Raw genomic sequence first — 16,141 nt, forward strand, 5'->3', positions numbered from 1 at the left:
TGCGATGGCTACAGGTGTGCGGGTGCGCTCCGGCACATGGCCGCTGTCAACCCGCGCACGGCACCGCAGAGGGATTCGGCGATCTGGTCGGCGATTCGAATGCGGAAAACTCCCGCTCACGGACAGGGCTCCTACGACATCATCGGCGTGGCCGGAAAGCCCAACACTTTCTTTAGCCTAATCAACTGAATGGCCGGGCGCCACCGAATTACCCGTGGCATCCGCCATAGGAGCTGCGACACTGGTGTGGTGACCAGTCGCCGTCGCGAGCGCACATTCGACAGGTTGCTTCGATTGACAGCCGCGGACCTGGACACCGCCGCGCTGATCGACGAAGCGGGGGAGTTGCTGGCCGCCGCCGTACCCCACGACGCGGGCTGCTGGCACACCACCGACCCCGGCAGCCTGATCGAAACCGGATTCCGGGCACACCACATGCCGCCACCCGATGCCTCGGTCGCGCGCTTCGCCTATCTTCCCGACGATTTCAATTCCTTCGCGCGACTGGCGAGCGGACGACAGCACAGCGGGGTGCTCAGCGAAATGACCGGGGGACAACTGGATCGGAGTGTGCGCTATCGAGAATTGCTGCGGCCCAACAATATTACCGGAGAATTGCGTATCGCCCTGATCGCCGACGGCGACTGCTGGGGCAATGTCTCGCTGTTCCGGGAAGCGCCCCGCGACTTCACCTCGGACGAGCGGGATTTCGCCGACGAACTGTCCGGGGTGCTCGGGCGCGGGCTGCGCAGAGCCGGGGTGCGGGCGCGATCCGCGCCGGAGAGCGCCGGGCGGTGGCCGGGCGTGCTCGTCGTCGGTGACGCCGGTGAGATCGTGTCGATCTCGGAACCCGCGCGCTCGTGGCTGGCCGAACTCGGCGCGCCGGACGCGCCCGAACACGAGGGGCTGCCGTTCGCGCTGGTCGCCCTGGCCGAGCGAGCGCGCGGCGATCACGAGGCGTGGGCGCGGGTGCGCGCGGACAGCGGGCGGTGGATATCGCTGCACGCGTCCGCCTCGGGCGGCCAGGTGGCATTCGTGCTGCAGGAAGCCCACCCCGGGGCCATCGCTCCGCTGCTGTACGCGGCATTCGCCTTCACCGCGCGGGAACGCGAAATCGTCGACCTCGTCGTGCAGGGCCGCAGTACGGAGGCCATCGCACAGCGGCTGTTCATCTCACCGCTCACCGTGCAGACCCATCTGACCTCGATTTTCGCCAAAACGGGTATCCGCAGCCGACGACAGCTCGCCGGGCTGCTCACCGGGAGCGCGGACCCCGGAAATACGAGAAATCTGGGATAGGCCGCACCCACCCGCCCTTCGTAGCGTCACAGGGGCCGATCCGCGACGGGCGGATCACGGGTGGGAGGACGAACCGATGGCTGTCGAAGCGCGAACCAATAGCGATGTCGCCGAACTGAACGTACTCGATCCAGGCTTCCGGCCGGACGGACCGGAGGTGGCCGCCGCCCGCGCCGCGAACTGGTACGCCCGGACGCCGATCGGGTTCGCCGTCCTGCGGCATCGGGAGGCCACCGCCTTCCTCGCCGATCGCCGGGTCCGCTGGGGCGGAGTCGAATCGCTTGCGGCACAGGGCATCACCTCCGGACCCGCGGTCGACTGGATCGGATCGGTGCTGCCGAGCATCGAAGGCGAGGACCATGCCCGGCTGCGGCGGCTGGTGAGCCGGGCCTTCACCCGCGCGGCCGTGGACCGGTTACGGCCGGTGATGCGCGCCGTCACCGAGGAACTCGTGGAACCCCTTGTGCAACAGGGCGAATGCGAGTTCATGGCCGACTTCGCCGACCGCTATCCGGCGCGAATCCTGGCCGAACTGCTGGGCATCCCACCCGAACAGCGGGAAACCTTCCGCCGGTTGCCGCAGGAGATCGGGCTGATCTTCACCGTCTCCGCGGCCCAGCATCTGGAACGCATCGAAACCGCCGTCGCGACCCTGGACGACGCCATCGACGACCTGCTCGAGCAGCGCCGCCACACACCCGGCGACGACCTGCTCACCGACCTGATCGCCGCCGAAGACGCTGGGGACCGGCTCTCCCCGGTCGAACTGCGGAATATGGCCGGCGCACTGCTGTTCGCCGGGCAGGACACCACCCGCCAGCAACTCGGGCAGGCCGTGCGACTGTTCCTCGACCATCCCGGCCAATGGCGCCTGCTCGCCCGGGACCCCTCGCTCGCGCCGCGCGCGGTCGAGGAGATCATGCGGGTGGCGCCGGGCGTCAACACCATCTGGCGGGTCACCGACGAGACCATCGACTTCGAAGACCTCACCATCCCCGCCGGCAGCTTCATCAACGTCCTGTCCAACGCCGCGCACACCGACCCCGCCGCCTTCGGCGACGCCGAATTCGACATCACCGCAACGAGATCAGCCGCGCAGCTCACCTTCGGCGGCGGCATCCACTACTGCCTCGGCGCACCCCTCGCCCGCGCCGAAATGGCCGAAGCGCTCCCGATACTCGCGCGCCGACTGCCGCATCCGAGGGCGGCCGGTCCGGCTCGGCCGGGACCCACGCTCGGGCCGACCGGGCCGCTCACCCTGCCGCTGCGCTTCGGCTGAGTTACGGGGTGAAAGCCGAACCGGTGAGCAGCGCCTGCCGGGCCTCGTCGACGGCGGCGGCCCACGGGCGGTCGCCGAGTTCGGTGAAATCCGAACCGTCCATGACGGCGCTGGACAGAATCACCTCCGGAGTCAGGTCGTCGAGGACATCCAGTGTGGCCAGCAGGGATTCGCGGTCGCTGTACCCCTCGAGGTACCCGGCCCACCAGTCGCCCTTCTCGCCGCGCAGGATGGTGTCACCGGTGAACAGGTAGCGGCGGCCCGAGATCTGCGCCAGATAGCTGGTGCTGCCGGGCGTGTGGCCCGGGGTCGGGATCACCTCGACACCGCCGACACCGGTGTGCCGGTCGGTGAACGGGTCGTGCACGGGTGTCGTCGTCACCAGGGACGCCTCGCTCGCGTGGATGTGCAGCCGGGTGCCGAAGCGGTCGGCGAGATCGGCCAGGGTGGAGGTGATCTCGTCCTGATGGCTCAGGTACTGGTGGGCCGCGCCGCCGAGTTCGGCGATCCGGTCGAGCTCCTCGGGCAGGGTGGTGTTGTAGAAGAGGACATTGCCCTCGGGACGGGTCCACAGGTAGGCGTGGGTGTACAGGCCGGGGGCGGGATTCTGGGCCTCGGTCACCCAGAGGTCGGCGGCGATCTGTCGCATGATGGGCTCCTCTCGCGCTGGTCGCCCGGTGCGGGCGGTCGCTACCCGTAAGGCGCGAGATCCGATCCAGCATTGCTGGATCGGCCGCCGGATTCGATCGGAGCGGGGATCAGACCGCCCAGTGGATATCGCGCTGCGGGTCGTAGCGGCAGGCGACACCGAGCGAGACACAGGCGCGCAGATGCTCGCCCAGTTCGGGATGACCACGCTCGACGCGGCGCAGGGCATCACGGATACGCGCCGACACGGTCTTGCGCGCCCGCTCGGCCTCGTCGCCGAGCAGGCGCGTGCGACCGCCCAGCCCGGCGGCATGCCGGAGCTCCTCGAGCAGCGCGGCCCGCTCGGTATCGATCGCGGCCGCACGCCTGTCGTCGAAACGGTCACGGGCGCTGTCGATTTCGGCATCGAGCTGGGTGAGGCGGCGACGATACTCGGCCTTGGCGCGCTCATCCAGCACCGTGTCCGCGCCGAGACGCCGTGCGCCACGCACCACGTCGGCGGAACCCGCGCCACCGAGCAGTTCCAGGGCCGAGATCTCCTGGCCCGCATGGGATAACAGCGTGTGCAGATCACGCAAGCCCTTGGAATCCGGCAGATGCAGCGTCCGGCCGGCGAAACGCAGCGTCCAGACGCTGTCCACCAGCCGGAAGACATTGCCGGAGGGCTCCATTGCGCGATGTTCACGCAGGATCTCCGGACGCGGCGCACCGGAATGCGTTCGAGCCGACGCCGTTTCGGCCGCGGCCAGCCACGGTGCCGCCCGCAGGCGACGGGCCGACTCGGCGGCGGACTCCAGCTCCGCGGCGGCCACCACCGGATCATGGGCGGCGGCGAGTCGGCCGAGCCAGTAGGAGTACGGGCCGTAGACCGCGCCGCCACCGGCCACCACAGCCCACAATCCACGCAGGGGCCACAGGGCATCCCAGGCGATCTTGCGCGGTTCGGCCTCGTCCAACACGATGGCCGCATAGGCGAGCGCGATCAGCGGACCCGCGTGAAAATGCCGGGGATAGGTGTCGAGCAGGGCGCGGATCTCGTCGAACCCCCGGCGGAGCGTGCCGTATCGGTCTTCGGTGGATGTATGCTCCGCCGCCTCGAATAGTGCGGCCCCGCCGTGGAATCGGGGTGTGGCGTCCGGCATCGGCTCGAGCCCGTGGAGGTGGGTCCGGGTACCGGACGCGGGTTCCGCTCCGGCTGTGTGACGGCCGGGGCCGAACATCGGGCTTTCGCTGTCGAGGTGACGCGCGGCGTCGATCACCCGGGGCACGACCGGATAGACGCCGCCCAATTCCCGGTACCTGTCATGGATTTCGGTGGCGTCGGCGTGCGCGGTGAGAGCCAGCACCCAGCGCTGCTCCAGCCACAGCGGGACGCGATCCACCTCGCCGATGCGCTCGCCGAGCGCGTAGGCGCTGTCCATGGCGCGGGCGGCCTCGTCGAATCGGCCCGCGAGCACCGCCAGAGAAGCGGCACGGGAGCGCGCCATGAACCGGGCACGGGGCAGCCGCGAGCGTTCCGCGAAGCTCGTGAAGGCGGCCTGTTCGAGATGCGCTCGGGGGTCACCCAATTCGAGCAGCGCGGCGATGCGCAGCACGAATCCCTGCACCCGGAGATCGTCATCGCTCGAGCGGTCGGCCAGTGCGCCGATCTCCTCGGCGAGGGCCAGCCGTTCCGGAGCGGTACCCGGACGCCACAGGGCATCGTGCCGTGCGATCAGGCTCAATCCCAAGGCATTCTCGTCGCCGGACGCGCGGGCCAGGCGCAGGGCCTCGGCGCTCATGGATTCCGGCGTGGCCGTGGAATGTCGTGTTCGGCGCGAGGATCCGGTGTGCACGCGCACCCGTGCGGCGGCTGCCAGCAGGCGCACGGCCAACGGGTCCGCCGCCGAACGACTGTCGACATACAGCGCGTGGGCCGCGTCGATGAGCTCGATCTCCCGCGCCCCCGCACCCTCGGGGTCCGGCATACCCAGCTCGTGCAGTCCCAGCACGGCGCGAGCGAAGAACTCCGCATCGGATCGTGCCCGCGCCGCATGGATTACGTCCTCGTAGGCGCGTCGCGCACCCGCCAGATCGCCCGCGTCGTGCGACACCTCGGCCAGGAACAGGCCCAGCTCGTCGCGCCGCACCACCTGATCGGCAGGCAGCAGCGTGAGCGCCCGCACCAGATGCCCGGCGACCTCACCCGCCGCCATCCGCCCGCACGCGTCATTGGCCGCAGCCAGAAGGTATTTCAGCGCACACGCATCGGCCCCGGCATCACCCAGCCCCGCCACCGCGGAGGCATGAAACGCGAAATCGCTTGCGGTAGCGTGCGACAACTCCCGCGGCAGCCGCTCCAACGCCGCCAGCACCGCCGCATGCCGACCCCGCGCCTGCGCCACCTCGGTCCGGGCCACGAGCGTCTCGCGCACCAGATCGTGCACGAACACGAACCGCCCCCGGTCGGCGGCGGACACGAGCCGCGCCTGCACCGCGGCAGCCACCGCGTCCGCCAGGTGAGCCGTCCGGTCTGCTGTCCCCTCGCGGGCGGCTTCGCGCATATCGTGCGATTCGAACGCCGCCACCAGCACCGGGAGACCGAATTCACGGCCGATGAAGGCGGCCATGGTGAGGACGTCCACGACGTGGCCCGGCAGCGGTGCGAGCCGCGCCTCCAGGGTTTCGCGGACACCCGGCGTCAGCGTGTCCATCGGGCTGCCGCTGTGCCAGAGCCGTGCGGTCTGTTCGGCCAGGAAGGGATTGCCGCCGGTGAGGGCCGTCATTCTGGCCGCCGCGGCAGCGGGAACAGCGCGGCCGGTCAGGCGGGTGGCCAAGGCGGCGATATCGGCGGCGGGCAGGCCGGTGAGCTCGATCGTGCGCGCGGTCGCCCGCAGTTCGGCGAAAGCTGTTCGCAGCAGCTCGTTCTCGTCGGTCAGTTCGTTGTCACGGACGGCCGCGAGCAATGCTATGCGCTCGAACCACGAGTGACGTGCCACGAAGGTCAACAGCCGCACCGACTCCGGATCGGCGCGATGGAGGTCATCCACCACCACGATGAGCGGCCGTCGCCGCGCCGCGGTCACCAGTGCGGAGGTGACCGCGTCACCGATACCGAACAGTGCGCTCGTGGAGCGGGAAATCGGCAGCGCGGCTTCACTATTGGTGATCTGCACCGCCGGACCGGTGGACTCCCGCGCGAAGGGCTGGGCGGTACCCGGCGGGTCGACGAGCAGCGGCAGGGCCGGACCGGCGGCCGCGACGACACCCTCCCAGTCGTCCGGAGTTCCGGCGCTGCGCAGGCGACGCAGAATCTGCACCCAGGGCCAATAGCCCGGAACCCCGTCACCGGACCAGGCCGTCCCGGTGAGCACCAGCGCCTCACCGTGGAACTCCGCAATACCGTGCGTGAGCAGGGCAGTCTTACCGATCCCCGCCTCGCCCGTGATCAATACCAGACCGCCGTGGCTGCTGACCGTGCGCTGGAGTTCCTCGCGCAGAACCGATTCCGCGTGCTGCCGACCGATCAATGCGATGCCCGACACGCGCCCTCCTCGCGGCTTCTTCCCGCCAGCCTATCGCCCCGCTGTAGGCATCGGCGGGTACCGTGCGATTGCGGGCCAGCAGGACCGCGGGCACCGAGGCGAGCACGAAAAGCACGGCCGCCATCGCGATATAGAGGTACACGCCGGTCGCCGTGCTCATCGGCGGTCCGTCGGCGGAAATCCCCGGAGCCCGAGTCGCTTTGAGCACCTCACCCCCGGCGAAGTTGACCACCACGGAGCCGAGCGCGAGCACAACCGACACCAGACCGGCGATCGTGCCCTGCCGCTCGGGCGCCGCGAGCGCGGTCGCCAGGTTGTAGCCGGAGGCCCCGATCGCGCCGGCCGCCACACCGAGCAGAGTGCCGCAGGCGATCGCGAGCGGAACGGCCGAAACACCCGCCAGCATGCCGAAACTCGCCCCGGCCCCGACCGTGATCCCCACGAGCAGGGGAAGTGCCGGACCGAAACGTCCCGCCATCCATCCAGCGCCCACACCACCGAGCACAATGCCGAGATTGGGGGCGGCGAGCAGCACCGCGATCGCCTCGCCCTCGCCGAGCCCGTAGCCGAGCCCCTGATCGGGGGACACCCGGGCGACGAGACCGGTTAGCTGGAGCATGCTGCGGAACGAGCCCGCCGCCAGCACCAGGGCCAGCAATGTCAGCAGAATCGGACGGCTGAGAGCGCGAAGGTCGATGACGGGTTCGTCGATCCGCAGCGTGCGCACGACCCACCCGGCCAGTGCGGCGGCACCTCCCGTCAGCAGGAGAACCATGCCCGCGGAGAGCCATCCGAACTCTCGCCCGAGACTGAGATAGGCGAGCACCGCGCCGAGACCACCGCCGAGCAGCAGCGCGCCGAGCACGTCGATCCGGCCGGAGTCCCGGATCGGCGACTCCGGCAGCAGCGCACGCACACAGAGCGCGGACACCCCGGCCAGCAGCGCTGCCGCCAGGAACACGCTCCGATAGCCGAACGCGTCAATGACCGGCTTCATCAGGAACGGCTCGACGATTCCGACGATCGACGAACCGGAGGTCACGAGCCCGACCACGGCCATCGCCACACCCGGAGTGCAGATCTGACGGACGAGCGCCACCGTCAGGAACACCGCGGCGAACGCGGCACCCTGCAGGAAACGGCCCGCCAGGAAGATCCACAGCGTGGGGGCGACGAGGCAGATCAGCGCTCCCACACCCGCGAGAAGTAGTGTGCCGACGAGTATTCGGCGCTTGCCGAAGAGGTCGGAACTCTTCGCGAGCAGCGGCGACCAGAGTGCACCGGCCAGCATGGCGCTCGCATTCAGCCAGGCGGCCTGATCGGTGTCGAAATGTTCCAGCAACTGGGGCAGGACCATCATCGGCGAGCCGATGACCACATCGGCCAGCACATTGGCCAGGATGAGCACCGCCGCCCAGAGGATGAGCCGCCTGCTCCAGCGGTGCTCCCGGACGCCCAGGACGGGGATTTCCACCGTGTCGTCGTTCACTGTGAATTCTCTTCGCTCCATGAGGTTTTCAGTGCACGCCGGTGTCGTGTGCGCGCAGCGCCCGGTTGCGGGCGGCGATATCGGCCCAGGTGGCCGGGACGATGCGGTCGCGACCGCGCGCCACACGGTGCTGGGCGGCGGTCACATACGGGCGCTGCCGCGCCTCGTATCCCGCGAACGCGGCGACGTGGTCGTCGCGGTGCCGGTCGAGTTCTTCGGCGAGAAATCGAGCGCCGGTGAGCGCGAGCGAGGTGCCCCGGCCGGAGAGATAGGCCGGGCAGTACCCGGCATCCCCGACCAGGACGACGCGGCTGCGATGCCAGGACGGCAGGCAGACCCGGCTCGCGGAGGTGAAGTAGAAACCGGGATCGGCGCGGGCCGCGTCGAGCAGTTCCGGGATCCGCCACGACCGCTGGCCCGCGAAGGCGTCGATCAGGATCCGTTTCTGGGCCGCCATGTCGCGATGGTCGTAATCGATTTGTTCCGAACGGAATTGGAAGTTGGCGACAGTCCGGCCACGGTACCGGAAGACGCCCGCCATCCGCCCGGGGACGTTGTAGATGGAGTTGATGTCCGCGCCACGCGGCTCCCCGGGAAGGTCGGCGAGCGCGAAGTAGACACCGAGGTGCTGCTGGTGGCCGGATCCGAACACCAGCCCGCGCACCGCGGAATGCTGGCCGTCCGCGCCGACCAGCAGGTCGTAGCGGTCCGTTCGGCCCGACGCGAAATACACCTCGACTCCGCTGCCATCCTGGCTCACCGATTCGATCGAGTCGCCGAAGCGGATCATCGCGGCATCCGGGAGCGCCTCGGCCAGAATCCGGACGAGATCCCCGCGCAGAAGTTCGATGTCGTCCACGGAATCGTTGATCTCCGCCAACGGGATTCGAGCCACCGGCCGCCCCGCGCCGTCCACGAACCAGGTGAGCTCCGACATCCGTACCCGCTGCCTCCGAACCTCTTCGAGCAATCCCATCCGGGCCACGGTCTCGACGGCTTCGCCGCGGATATCGATGGGCGTGCCGGTGAGCCGGAGGCGCTGGGCGGACTCGACCACGGTGACGTCATGACCGCGCGCGCCGAGCTGCAGCGCGCATGACAGCCCGGCGATACCGGCGCCGGAGACAAGGATTTTCACGGGTGCTCCAAGAAGGGAAATCTAAAAGCAACAATCTGTCGCTTTAATGGAGCATACTTACCACCGGCTTTGCCTCGCAACGCCGAACCCGGCCACAATCGGCACCCGACAGAGAACACGGAGGTGAGCGCGTCAATGGCCGACGCCGAAGAACAACCCCCAGCCCGCCGCCCCGGCGGTCGCACCGCCCGGGTACGCGCCCAAATCCTCGCCGCCACCACCGAACTCGTCGCACGCGACGGCATCACCGGCTTCCGCTACGAGGAGGTCGCCGACCGCGCCGGCGTGCACCGCACCAGCGTCTACCGCAACTGGCCCGACCGAGAGGAGTTGGTCGTCGAGGCCCTCCTCCGCTACGCCGAAGACCTCGCCTCGGTCGCCGACACCGGCGACCTCCACCGAGACCTCGTCGACTACCTGCTGGCCCTGGCCACCGGCCTGCACACCCCCTTCGGCCGCACCCTCGAACAGGCCGTCCAACCCGCCCAGCACAGCCCCGCCATCCGCGGAGCCCTGGCCAGAATCCTCGACCAGCGCACCGCCGCCCTCCAGCAACGAATCGACACCGCCACCCACCGCGGCGAACTCCCCCCAACCGACAGCGCCTTCCTCGGCGAAATGCTCTCCGGCCCCGTCCGCCTCATCGTCCACCGCGGCCTGCGCCCATTCACCCGCGCCGACGCCGACCGAATCGTCACCGTCGTCCTCGCCGGCATCCGCGCCACCGCACGACCTCAGGATTGACAGCGCAGCTTAGGCGAACCTAAGTTGTGGACTTCCGGGCGCAGCGCATGGAGGAGAAACAGTGGCCACAACCGACGATTCCCCCACCCACACCTTCGGCGGATCATGCCGTGCTGCCCTGAACGACGGTCGCGCACTCCACTACCGAATCCTCGAAAACGGCAGCCCCACAGTGGTATTCGAATCAGGCATGGGAATGTCGGGCTCGATCTGGGGGCTGGTCGCCCCTGCCGTCGCCACACAGGCGACCACGGTGGTCTACAACCGAGCCGGCACCGGCCGCAGCGATGACGACAACCAGCCACTCACCCTCGAACACGCGGTCTCCGACCTGACCCAGCTGCTCCGGCAGCTCCCGCCCCCTTTCATCCTGGTAGGCGCCAGCTGGGGCGGCCCCATCATCCGATCGCTCACGGCCACAAAAGAATTCGACGTCCGAGGACTGGTCCTCGTAGACCAATCTGACGAAAACGCCCCCGAGTACTTCACCCCCGAAGCCGAGCGTCGCATGGAACGCACCGCCCCGTTCACCCTCACCCTGGCCCGCCTCGGCCTATATCGACTGGCCTCCAGAATCGGCCGAGCCCAACCGAGTGACGTCTACAAAGACTTCCGTCACAACGACTTCGGTACCCGCGCAGCCCGCACAATGGGCAGAGAAGCCCACGAATTCCTCCCCGCCATGCGCCGCCTCCAAGCCAACCCCTCCCGCCTCGAAGGCGTAACCGTCTCCGTAATCAGCGGCACGAAAGCCGGCTGGATCGACAAGGCCCAGCGTCCAGCGATCAACCGCGCCCACCGCCGCACCGCAGAACACCTGGCCAACGGCAGATTCGTGGAAGCACAACGATCCGGCCACTACGTGATGTTCACCGAACCGGAACTCATCGTTGACGAAATCGCCCGCGTTATGCGAGGCATCCTGTAGGTGCCTGGCAAACCCTCTGACCTTGGCGGAAGATGACAGGCATAAGCACAATGTCTCGCAGGCGGTAGGTGGTCAGCAGCGCGCGGCTTCGCACCGGCTCCATCCAGATCCGTCGAAGGCTGGAAAGTAATGCTCGGTGCCTGGTGCGGCCCTGGCAGTAGCGAATGGTGAACCGCGGTCATCGATGATGGTTTCATCAGAATCGACACCATCGCTCCACTGCAGGTGAAGCCTCCATTCGACATAGTTCGCGGTATTGGCAAATATATAGAAGGTCTCGCTGTCTGCGTCGGTTATACGGTACGGCAGCGTGATCGGCTGAAGCATGCTGCTCTCGACAAGCGAGCTGTCCGGATTGACTATGGAAGGGGGACGGCGTCGAGATTCACCTCTGCGTATCGACCGCTGGTAGGCGAACCGCATGCCCTTTTAATCGAGGTTCCGACTATCCCTCCTTCGATGCGATTCACCGCCTCGACACGCAGGCCGGTCAAAGTTACTGGGCGTGCGTCGCGTCCCCGCACTGTGATGAGAAGCCTGCTCGTCACGGCCCCCGTCTCATCAGGAAATCCGCTATCAATTCCATTGTTCGCGCGGACCCAGGAGGGCCAATCCTTTTCATCCTTCGGAGGCGGACCAAGCGCATCGATGGTTTTTTGGAATATATGTGGGCTGCTGCACGAATACAGTTCTCGAAGAGTGGAGAAAGTGAATGGTATTGAATTGAAGGTTGTCTGGGCTGGTGGAGTCGGAGTTAAGGTGGGTGTTGTTTTGGAAACTGGTGGGTTTGGATTGCGATCCCACGGGGACCATGCGAGCAGTGCAATGACTACTCCGATTATGGCAACAACCACACCTATAATTCCGGCTATCGAGCCTGTCCAAGTTGCCGAACTGCTCTGCGGTGGTGCTGACCTTTGCGCATGCGGGCTGTTGTTTGCGAAATTTATGTCACGTCCGGTGAGATTGTAAACCGTAGCGGCGGCTGGTGCAGATGACGGCGGCTCTTGCCGTGAAATCCCTTGCGCTGATCGAGCTACCGCCTCGCCTTCGGGCGTGAGTCGAAAACGTGCAGACGGCCCCGACCCCATGCTCACCGCGTAGCGTTTGTCGGCTAACCACGCTGCGGCCGCTTCCATTTCCGGTCTAGTCGGAAACGGATCGGGCCAAATCGCCGTGCCGCTAGCCGCGCCGGGGAGTGTGGAGCCATGCTGTCCTGCAAGCGTCTCCCCGTAGAGCCATTGCAGCAGTGCGGTACGGATGCTGAACAAGCGCTCAGCGGCGTCGGACATGTTCCACCCTCGGTTCTACCTCGCATACTCAGAGGTAGGAACACTACATGGATTCAGCACTGTTGTGTCTTGAAACCAAAATTTGAATCTGATTGATCGTCAGGGGGGAACTTCTGAAAACTGTCTATTCGAACTGATTTGCGTCCATGCACATGCTCGGCGCTGTGAACGAAGTGGGTCGTACCATGAAGTGAGAATTGGCGTTGGTAATGTCCGTCTAACCGGATCAGGATTCGGCGCGGACATTCCCTATCGGCGCCTCTGAGCGAGGCGCTGGTGTGGTGGTTGGTGATCAGGGTGAAAGCGCCTGTGTCACTCCGTAATCCGGACCGCTGATGCTCGGTCCGGTGGTCGTGGCCTCGCTGTAATGGGGAATCGGGTTGGTCGGCGGAATTATTTGTTGATGAAGATGCCTGCGATGTCGGCGTTCTTGATGGGGGTTTCGGAGTTGGCCTGGACCTGGCAGAGGGCTTGGACTGAGGCCATGGTGATGTCGACCTGAGTGCCGGCGGGTTCGGCGTCGTTGCCGGTTTGCTGCTTGATGGCCTTGGTGATGGTCATGCGCTGGTCGTCGGCGTTCTGGTTCAGGTATTCGCTGCAGGTGGTGTCGCCGCCCTTGTTGAGGGCGCGGGCTACGTCGGTACAGCCGGACAGCAGGGTGACCGCGAAGGCGGCGGCGATGACGGGGGTGGTCCAGCGGAGGGTTTTCATGTGGGTCCTCGGGGTGCGGGCGGCGGTGTCGGACCGTCGCGGTCGACCGCCAACTGTAGAGGGCCGTCATTGCCCGGCAATCCTGGCTGGACCCTGAGATCTAAGGGAATGGATGTGATTTGCATCACAATACGCCGGACATTTCGGGGTGTTTTGATGGCATGGTTGGGGCATGTCTTTTGCCTCCGGTGACATCATTCGCGTGCTCGGCGCCAGCGAGCACAATCTCCGCAATGTTTCGATCGAGATCCCCAAGAACAAGGTCACCGTGTTCACGGGTGTGTCGGGGTCGGGGAAGTCCTCGATCGTGTTCGACACCATCGCCGTGGAATCGCAGCGGCAGCTGTACGCCACCTTTCCGGCGTTCATTCTGAACTTTCTGCCGCGGTACGAGCGGCCGCACGCCGAGGCCATCGAGAACCTGACCGCGCCGGTGATCATCGACCAGCAGCCGGTGGGCGGGGGACCGCGGTCCACCGTCGGCACCATGACCGACATCTACTCCATGATCCGGGCCATGTTCGCGCGGTTCGGGTCGCCGACAACGGGATTGGTGTTCGAGTACTCGTTCAATACGCCGCAGGGCATGTGCCCGGAGTGCGACGGGCTCGGGGTATCCGTGCGGGTCGATCCCGACAGGCTCGTGGACCGGTCGAAGTCGCTCAACGAGGGCGCGATCCTGTTGCCCGGCTACGGCGTCGGCAGCGGGGACTGGCAGCTGTACGGGAACTCGGGGCGATTCGACCTGGACAAGAAGGTCGCCGACTACACCGAGGCGGAATGGCACGATCTGCTGCACGGCAGCGGCGGCAAAGTGGAACTGACCTTCAACAAGGGGACGTGGAAGGCCAATTACGAAGGGCTGGCGGACAAGTTCACGCGGTCCAAGCTCAAGCGTGACACCTCCGGGCTGTCGGAGAAGACGCGGGAGCAGATCCAGAAATACCTCACCGAGGGCGTCTGCCCGGCCTGTCACGGCGCCCGGCTCAACGAGAAGGCGCTCGCCACCAAGGTGAACGGACGCAATATCGCGCAGTGGACCGCCCTGCAGATCACCGATCTGCTCGACGTGCTCGACGAGGTGACAGACCCGGCGGCCCAGGGATTGGCCGACGCCACCCGAATCGCCCTGGGGCGCATCGTCGACATCGGACTGGGCTACCTGAGCCTGGACCGGCCCACCTCGACGCTGTCCGGCGGCGAGGGCCAGCGATTGAAGATGATCAAACACCTGGGCAGCACGCTGGTCGGAATGACCTACATCTTCGACGAACCCAGCGTCGGCCTGCATCCGCGCGACGTCGGACGCCTCAATCGCATGCTGGAAGCGTTGCGAGACAAGGGCAATACCGTACTCGTCGTCGAACACGATCCGGACGTCATCCAGATCGCCGACCATATCGTTGATGTCGGGCCGCGCGCCGGCGTGCACGGCGGCAACGTCGTGTTCGAGGGCAGCTTCGCCGAACTGCGCGCCGCCGACACCCTCACCGGGCAGGGATTGCGGCGAACCTTCACGGTCAAGAGCGAATTCCGCACCGCCACCGGGGAACTGCGGGTCGACAACGCGTCGATGCACAACCTGAAAGATGTGTCGGTGGGCATCCCGACCGGCATTCTCACCGCCATCACCGGCGTCGCCGGATCGGGGAAGAGCAGCCTCATCCGCGACGAATTCATGGCCCGCTACCCGGATTCGGTGTTCGTCGACCAGTCGGCCATCGCCGCGTCGTCCCGTTCCACCCCGGCCACCTACCTCGGTCTCATGGACACCATCCGCAAACTGTTCGCCAAGGCGACCGGGCAGCCGCCGGGTCTGTTCAGCTTCAATTCCGATGGCGCGTGCAAGGAATGCGGCGGCCGCGGCGTCATCATCACCGAGGTCGCCTACATGGACCCGGTCACCACCCACTGCGAATCCTGTGACGGGCGACGGTTTTCCGAGGACGTGCTCGCACTCACCCTGCGCGACAAGTCGATTGCCGATGTCCTGGAGATGTCCGCCGAGGAGGCCGTCGAATTCTTCCCGGAAAAGGCATTGAATGCCAAGTTGCGCACCATGATCGAAGTCGGCCTCGACTACCTGAGCCTCGGCCAGGCCATGAGCACCCTGTCCGGCGGCGAACGCCAGCGCATCAAACTCGCCACCCAGCTGCAGAACACCGGCACCGTCTACGTGCTCGACGAACCCACCACCGGCCTGCACATGTCCGACGTGGACACGCTGCTGAAGCTCATGGACGGGCTCGTCGAACGCGGCAACACCGTCATCGTCATCGAACACAATCTCGACGTGGTCGCCCACGCCGACTGGGTGATCGACCTCGGGCCGGACGGCGGTAAGAACGGCGGCGAGATCGTCTTCACCGGCACCCCGGCCGCTCTGCTCGAGCATCCCGAGTCACTGACAGGGGAGTACCTGCGCCGCTACAAGACCGGTCACCACAGCCAGTAGGTGACGCCGAGCCCGCGCTCGCGCGCGAGCGTCATCACCGTGCCCCACCGGGTGAGAAACGACGCGAAGAGGTCGAAGGTGCCGACGCGGTCGTCGCCGAGCAGATAGGGCTCGATGAAGGGGCGCAACTCGCCGACGCGTGGCGCAAGCAGTGCCCATGCGTCGGCGAGTACCTCGACGGTGTCCGGCGGGAAGGCCCAACCGTCGCAGACGCCGTCGAGAAAGGTCAGCGCCGCAGTCCGCAACGGTGCGTCACGGGTGTTGTCGAACTCGTCGAAGACATCGCACTCGGGGTTCGAGAAGCAGAACCACTCGTAGCTGTCGCGGGTCCGGGCCCAGGCATGCTCGAAGGACAGGTGCCAGCCGCTGGAGACGGTCGCGCCTCGGTACTGGGCGATCCAGCCGTCGACATGCCAGCGCAGCTGGTCCGCATCGGTCTCGAGCCAGTTCGCCACGGGGCCGAGCTGCAGCAGCTCCCATGCGCGAGACGAGTTCTCCTGCGGCCCGATCTCCTCGAGGAAGCGTGGCCACTGCGCGAGATAGACGCTGAGATATACGCCCACGGTCAGTCCGTGCCGATCTGCTGGGCGTGCACTCTTGCGGGGAGTGCCGAATCCGCCGGGTGCCCGAAATC

12 protein-coding genes are annotated in these 16,141 nt (G+C 66.9%); 5 read left to right on the forward strand and 7 right to left on the reverse strand.

Going from position 1 to position 16,141, the window contains the following annotated elements:
- Positions 1-294 precede the first annotated feature (294 nt).
- Both JK358_RS33790 and JK358_RS33795 read left to right on the forward strand, forming a co-directional pair.
- Positions 295-1,299: a helix-turn-helix transcriptional regulator gene (locus JK358_RS33790; RefSeq protein WP_201955739.1), complete on the forward strand. Its 1,005-nt coding sequence runs from the start codon at positions 295-297 to the stop codon at positions 1,297-1,299.
- A gap of 76 nt (positions 1,300-1,375) precedes the next feature.
- Positions 1,376-2,578, forward strand: coding sequence for a cytochrome P450 (locus tag JK358_RS33795; protein WP_201955742.1), 1,203 nt, complete (start codon positions 1,376-1,378; stop codon positions 2,576-2,578).
- Position 2,579: 1 nt separating this feature from the next.
- On the opposite strand, the gene JK358_RS33800 is transcribed toward JK358_RS33795, so the two are convergent.
- The 4 genes from JK358_RS33800 to JK358_RS33810 all read right to left on the reverse strand — a co-directional run bounded on the left by JK358_RS33800 (position 2,580) and on the right by JK358_RS33810 (position 9,377).
- Positions 2,580-3,227: an MBL fold metallo-hydrolase gene (locus tag JK358_RS33800; protein WP_201955745.1), complete on the reverse strand. Its 648-nt coding sequence runs from the start codon at positions 3,225-3,227 to the stop codon at positions 2,580-2,582.
- 109 nt (positions 3,228-3,336) lie between these two features.
- Entirely contained in the window at positions 3,337-6,741 is a 3,405-nt protein-coding gene (locus tag JK358_RS39640; protein WP_307817880.1) for an ATP-binding protein, read from the reverse strand.
- A complete protein-coding gene (locus JK358_RS33805; protein WP_307817873.1) occupies positions 6,629-8,239 on the reverse strand; it encodes an MFS transporter in 1,611 nt (536 codons plus the stop codon). The genes JK358_RS39640 and JK358_RS33805 overlap by 113 nt, the downstream gene beginning before the upstream one ends.
- Before the next feature lie 28 nt (positions 8,240-8,267).
- Positions 8,268-9,377, reverse strand: a complete 1,110-nt coding sequence (locus JK358_RS33810) for an FAD-dependent oxidoreductase (RefSeq protein WP_201955751.1) — start codon at positions 9,375-9,377, stop codon at positions 8,268-8,270.
- A 135-nt stretch (positions 9,378-9,512) separates the two neighbouring features.
- Here JK358_RS33810 and JK358_RS33815 point away from each other — a divergent pair, with 135 nt between their 5' ends.
- Entirely contained in the window at positions 9,513-10,121 is a 609-nt protein-coding gene (locus JK358_RS33815; protein WP_201955764.1) for a TetR/AcrR family transcriptional regulator, read from the forward strand.
- Between the two features lie 61 nt (positions 10,122-10,182).
- Positions 10,183-11,049 (forward strand): alpha/beta fold hydrolase, encoded by an 867-nt coding sequence (locus JK358_RS33820; RefSeq protein WP_201955767.1) that lies wholly within the window; start codon positions 10,183-10,185, stop codon positions 11,047-11,049.
- Positions 11,050-11,121: 72 nt separating this feature from the next.
- Here the strand turns inward: JK358_RS33820 and JK358_RS33825 are convergent, their stop codons facing one another.
- Both JK358_RS33825 and JK358_RS33830 read right to left on the reverse strand, forming a co-directional pair.
- Positions 11,122-11,376, reverse strand: coding sequence for a hypothetical protein (locus JK358_RS33825; protein WP_201955770.1), 255 nt, complete (start codon positions 11,374-11,376; stop codon positions 11,122-11,124).
- A 1,358-nt stretch (positions 11,377-12,734) separates the two neighbouring features.
- Complete coding sequence (locus tag JK358_RS33830; protein ID WP_201955774.1) at positions 12,735-13,052, reverse strand: hypothetical protein; 318 nt, start codon at positions 13,050-13,052, stop codon at positions 12,735-12,737.
- Positions 13,053-13,224: 172 nt separating this feature from the next.
- Here JK358_RS33830 and JK358_RS33835 point away from each other — a divergent pair, with 172 nt between their 5' ends.
- Positions 13,225-15,507 (forward strand): ATP-binding cassette domain-containing protein, encoded by a 2,283-nt coding sequence (locus tag JK358_RS33835; protein WP_201955777.1) that lies wholly within the window; start codon positions 13,225-13,227, stop codon positions 15,505-15,507.
- Here the strand turns inward: JK358_RS33835 and JK358_RS33840 are convergent.
- A complete protein-coding gene (locus tag JK358_RS33840) occupies positions 15,492-16,070 on the reverse strand; it encodes a hypothetical protein (RefSeq protein WP_201955780.1) in 579 nt (192 codons plus the stop codon). The two genes, JK358_RS33835 and JK358_RS33840, sit on opposite strands and share 16 nt — an antisense overlap.
- Positions 16,071-16,141: the final 71 nt, after the last annotated feature.

Source organism: Nocardia acididurans, assembly GCF_016741815.1.
GTDB classification, from domain to species: Bacteria; Actinomycetota; Actinomycetes; order Mycobacteriales; family Mycobacteriaceae; genus Nocardia; species Nocardia acididurans.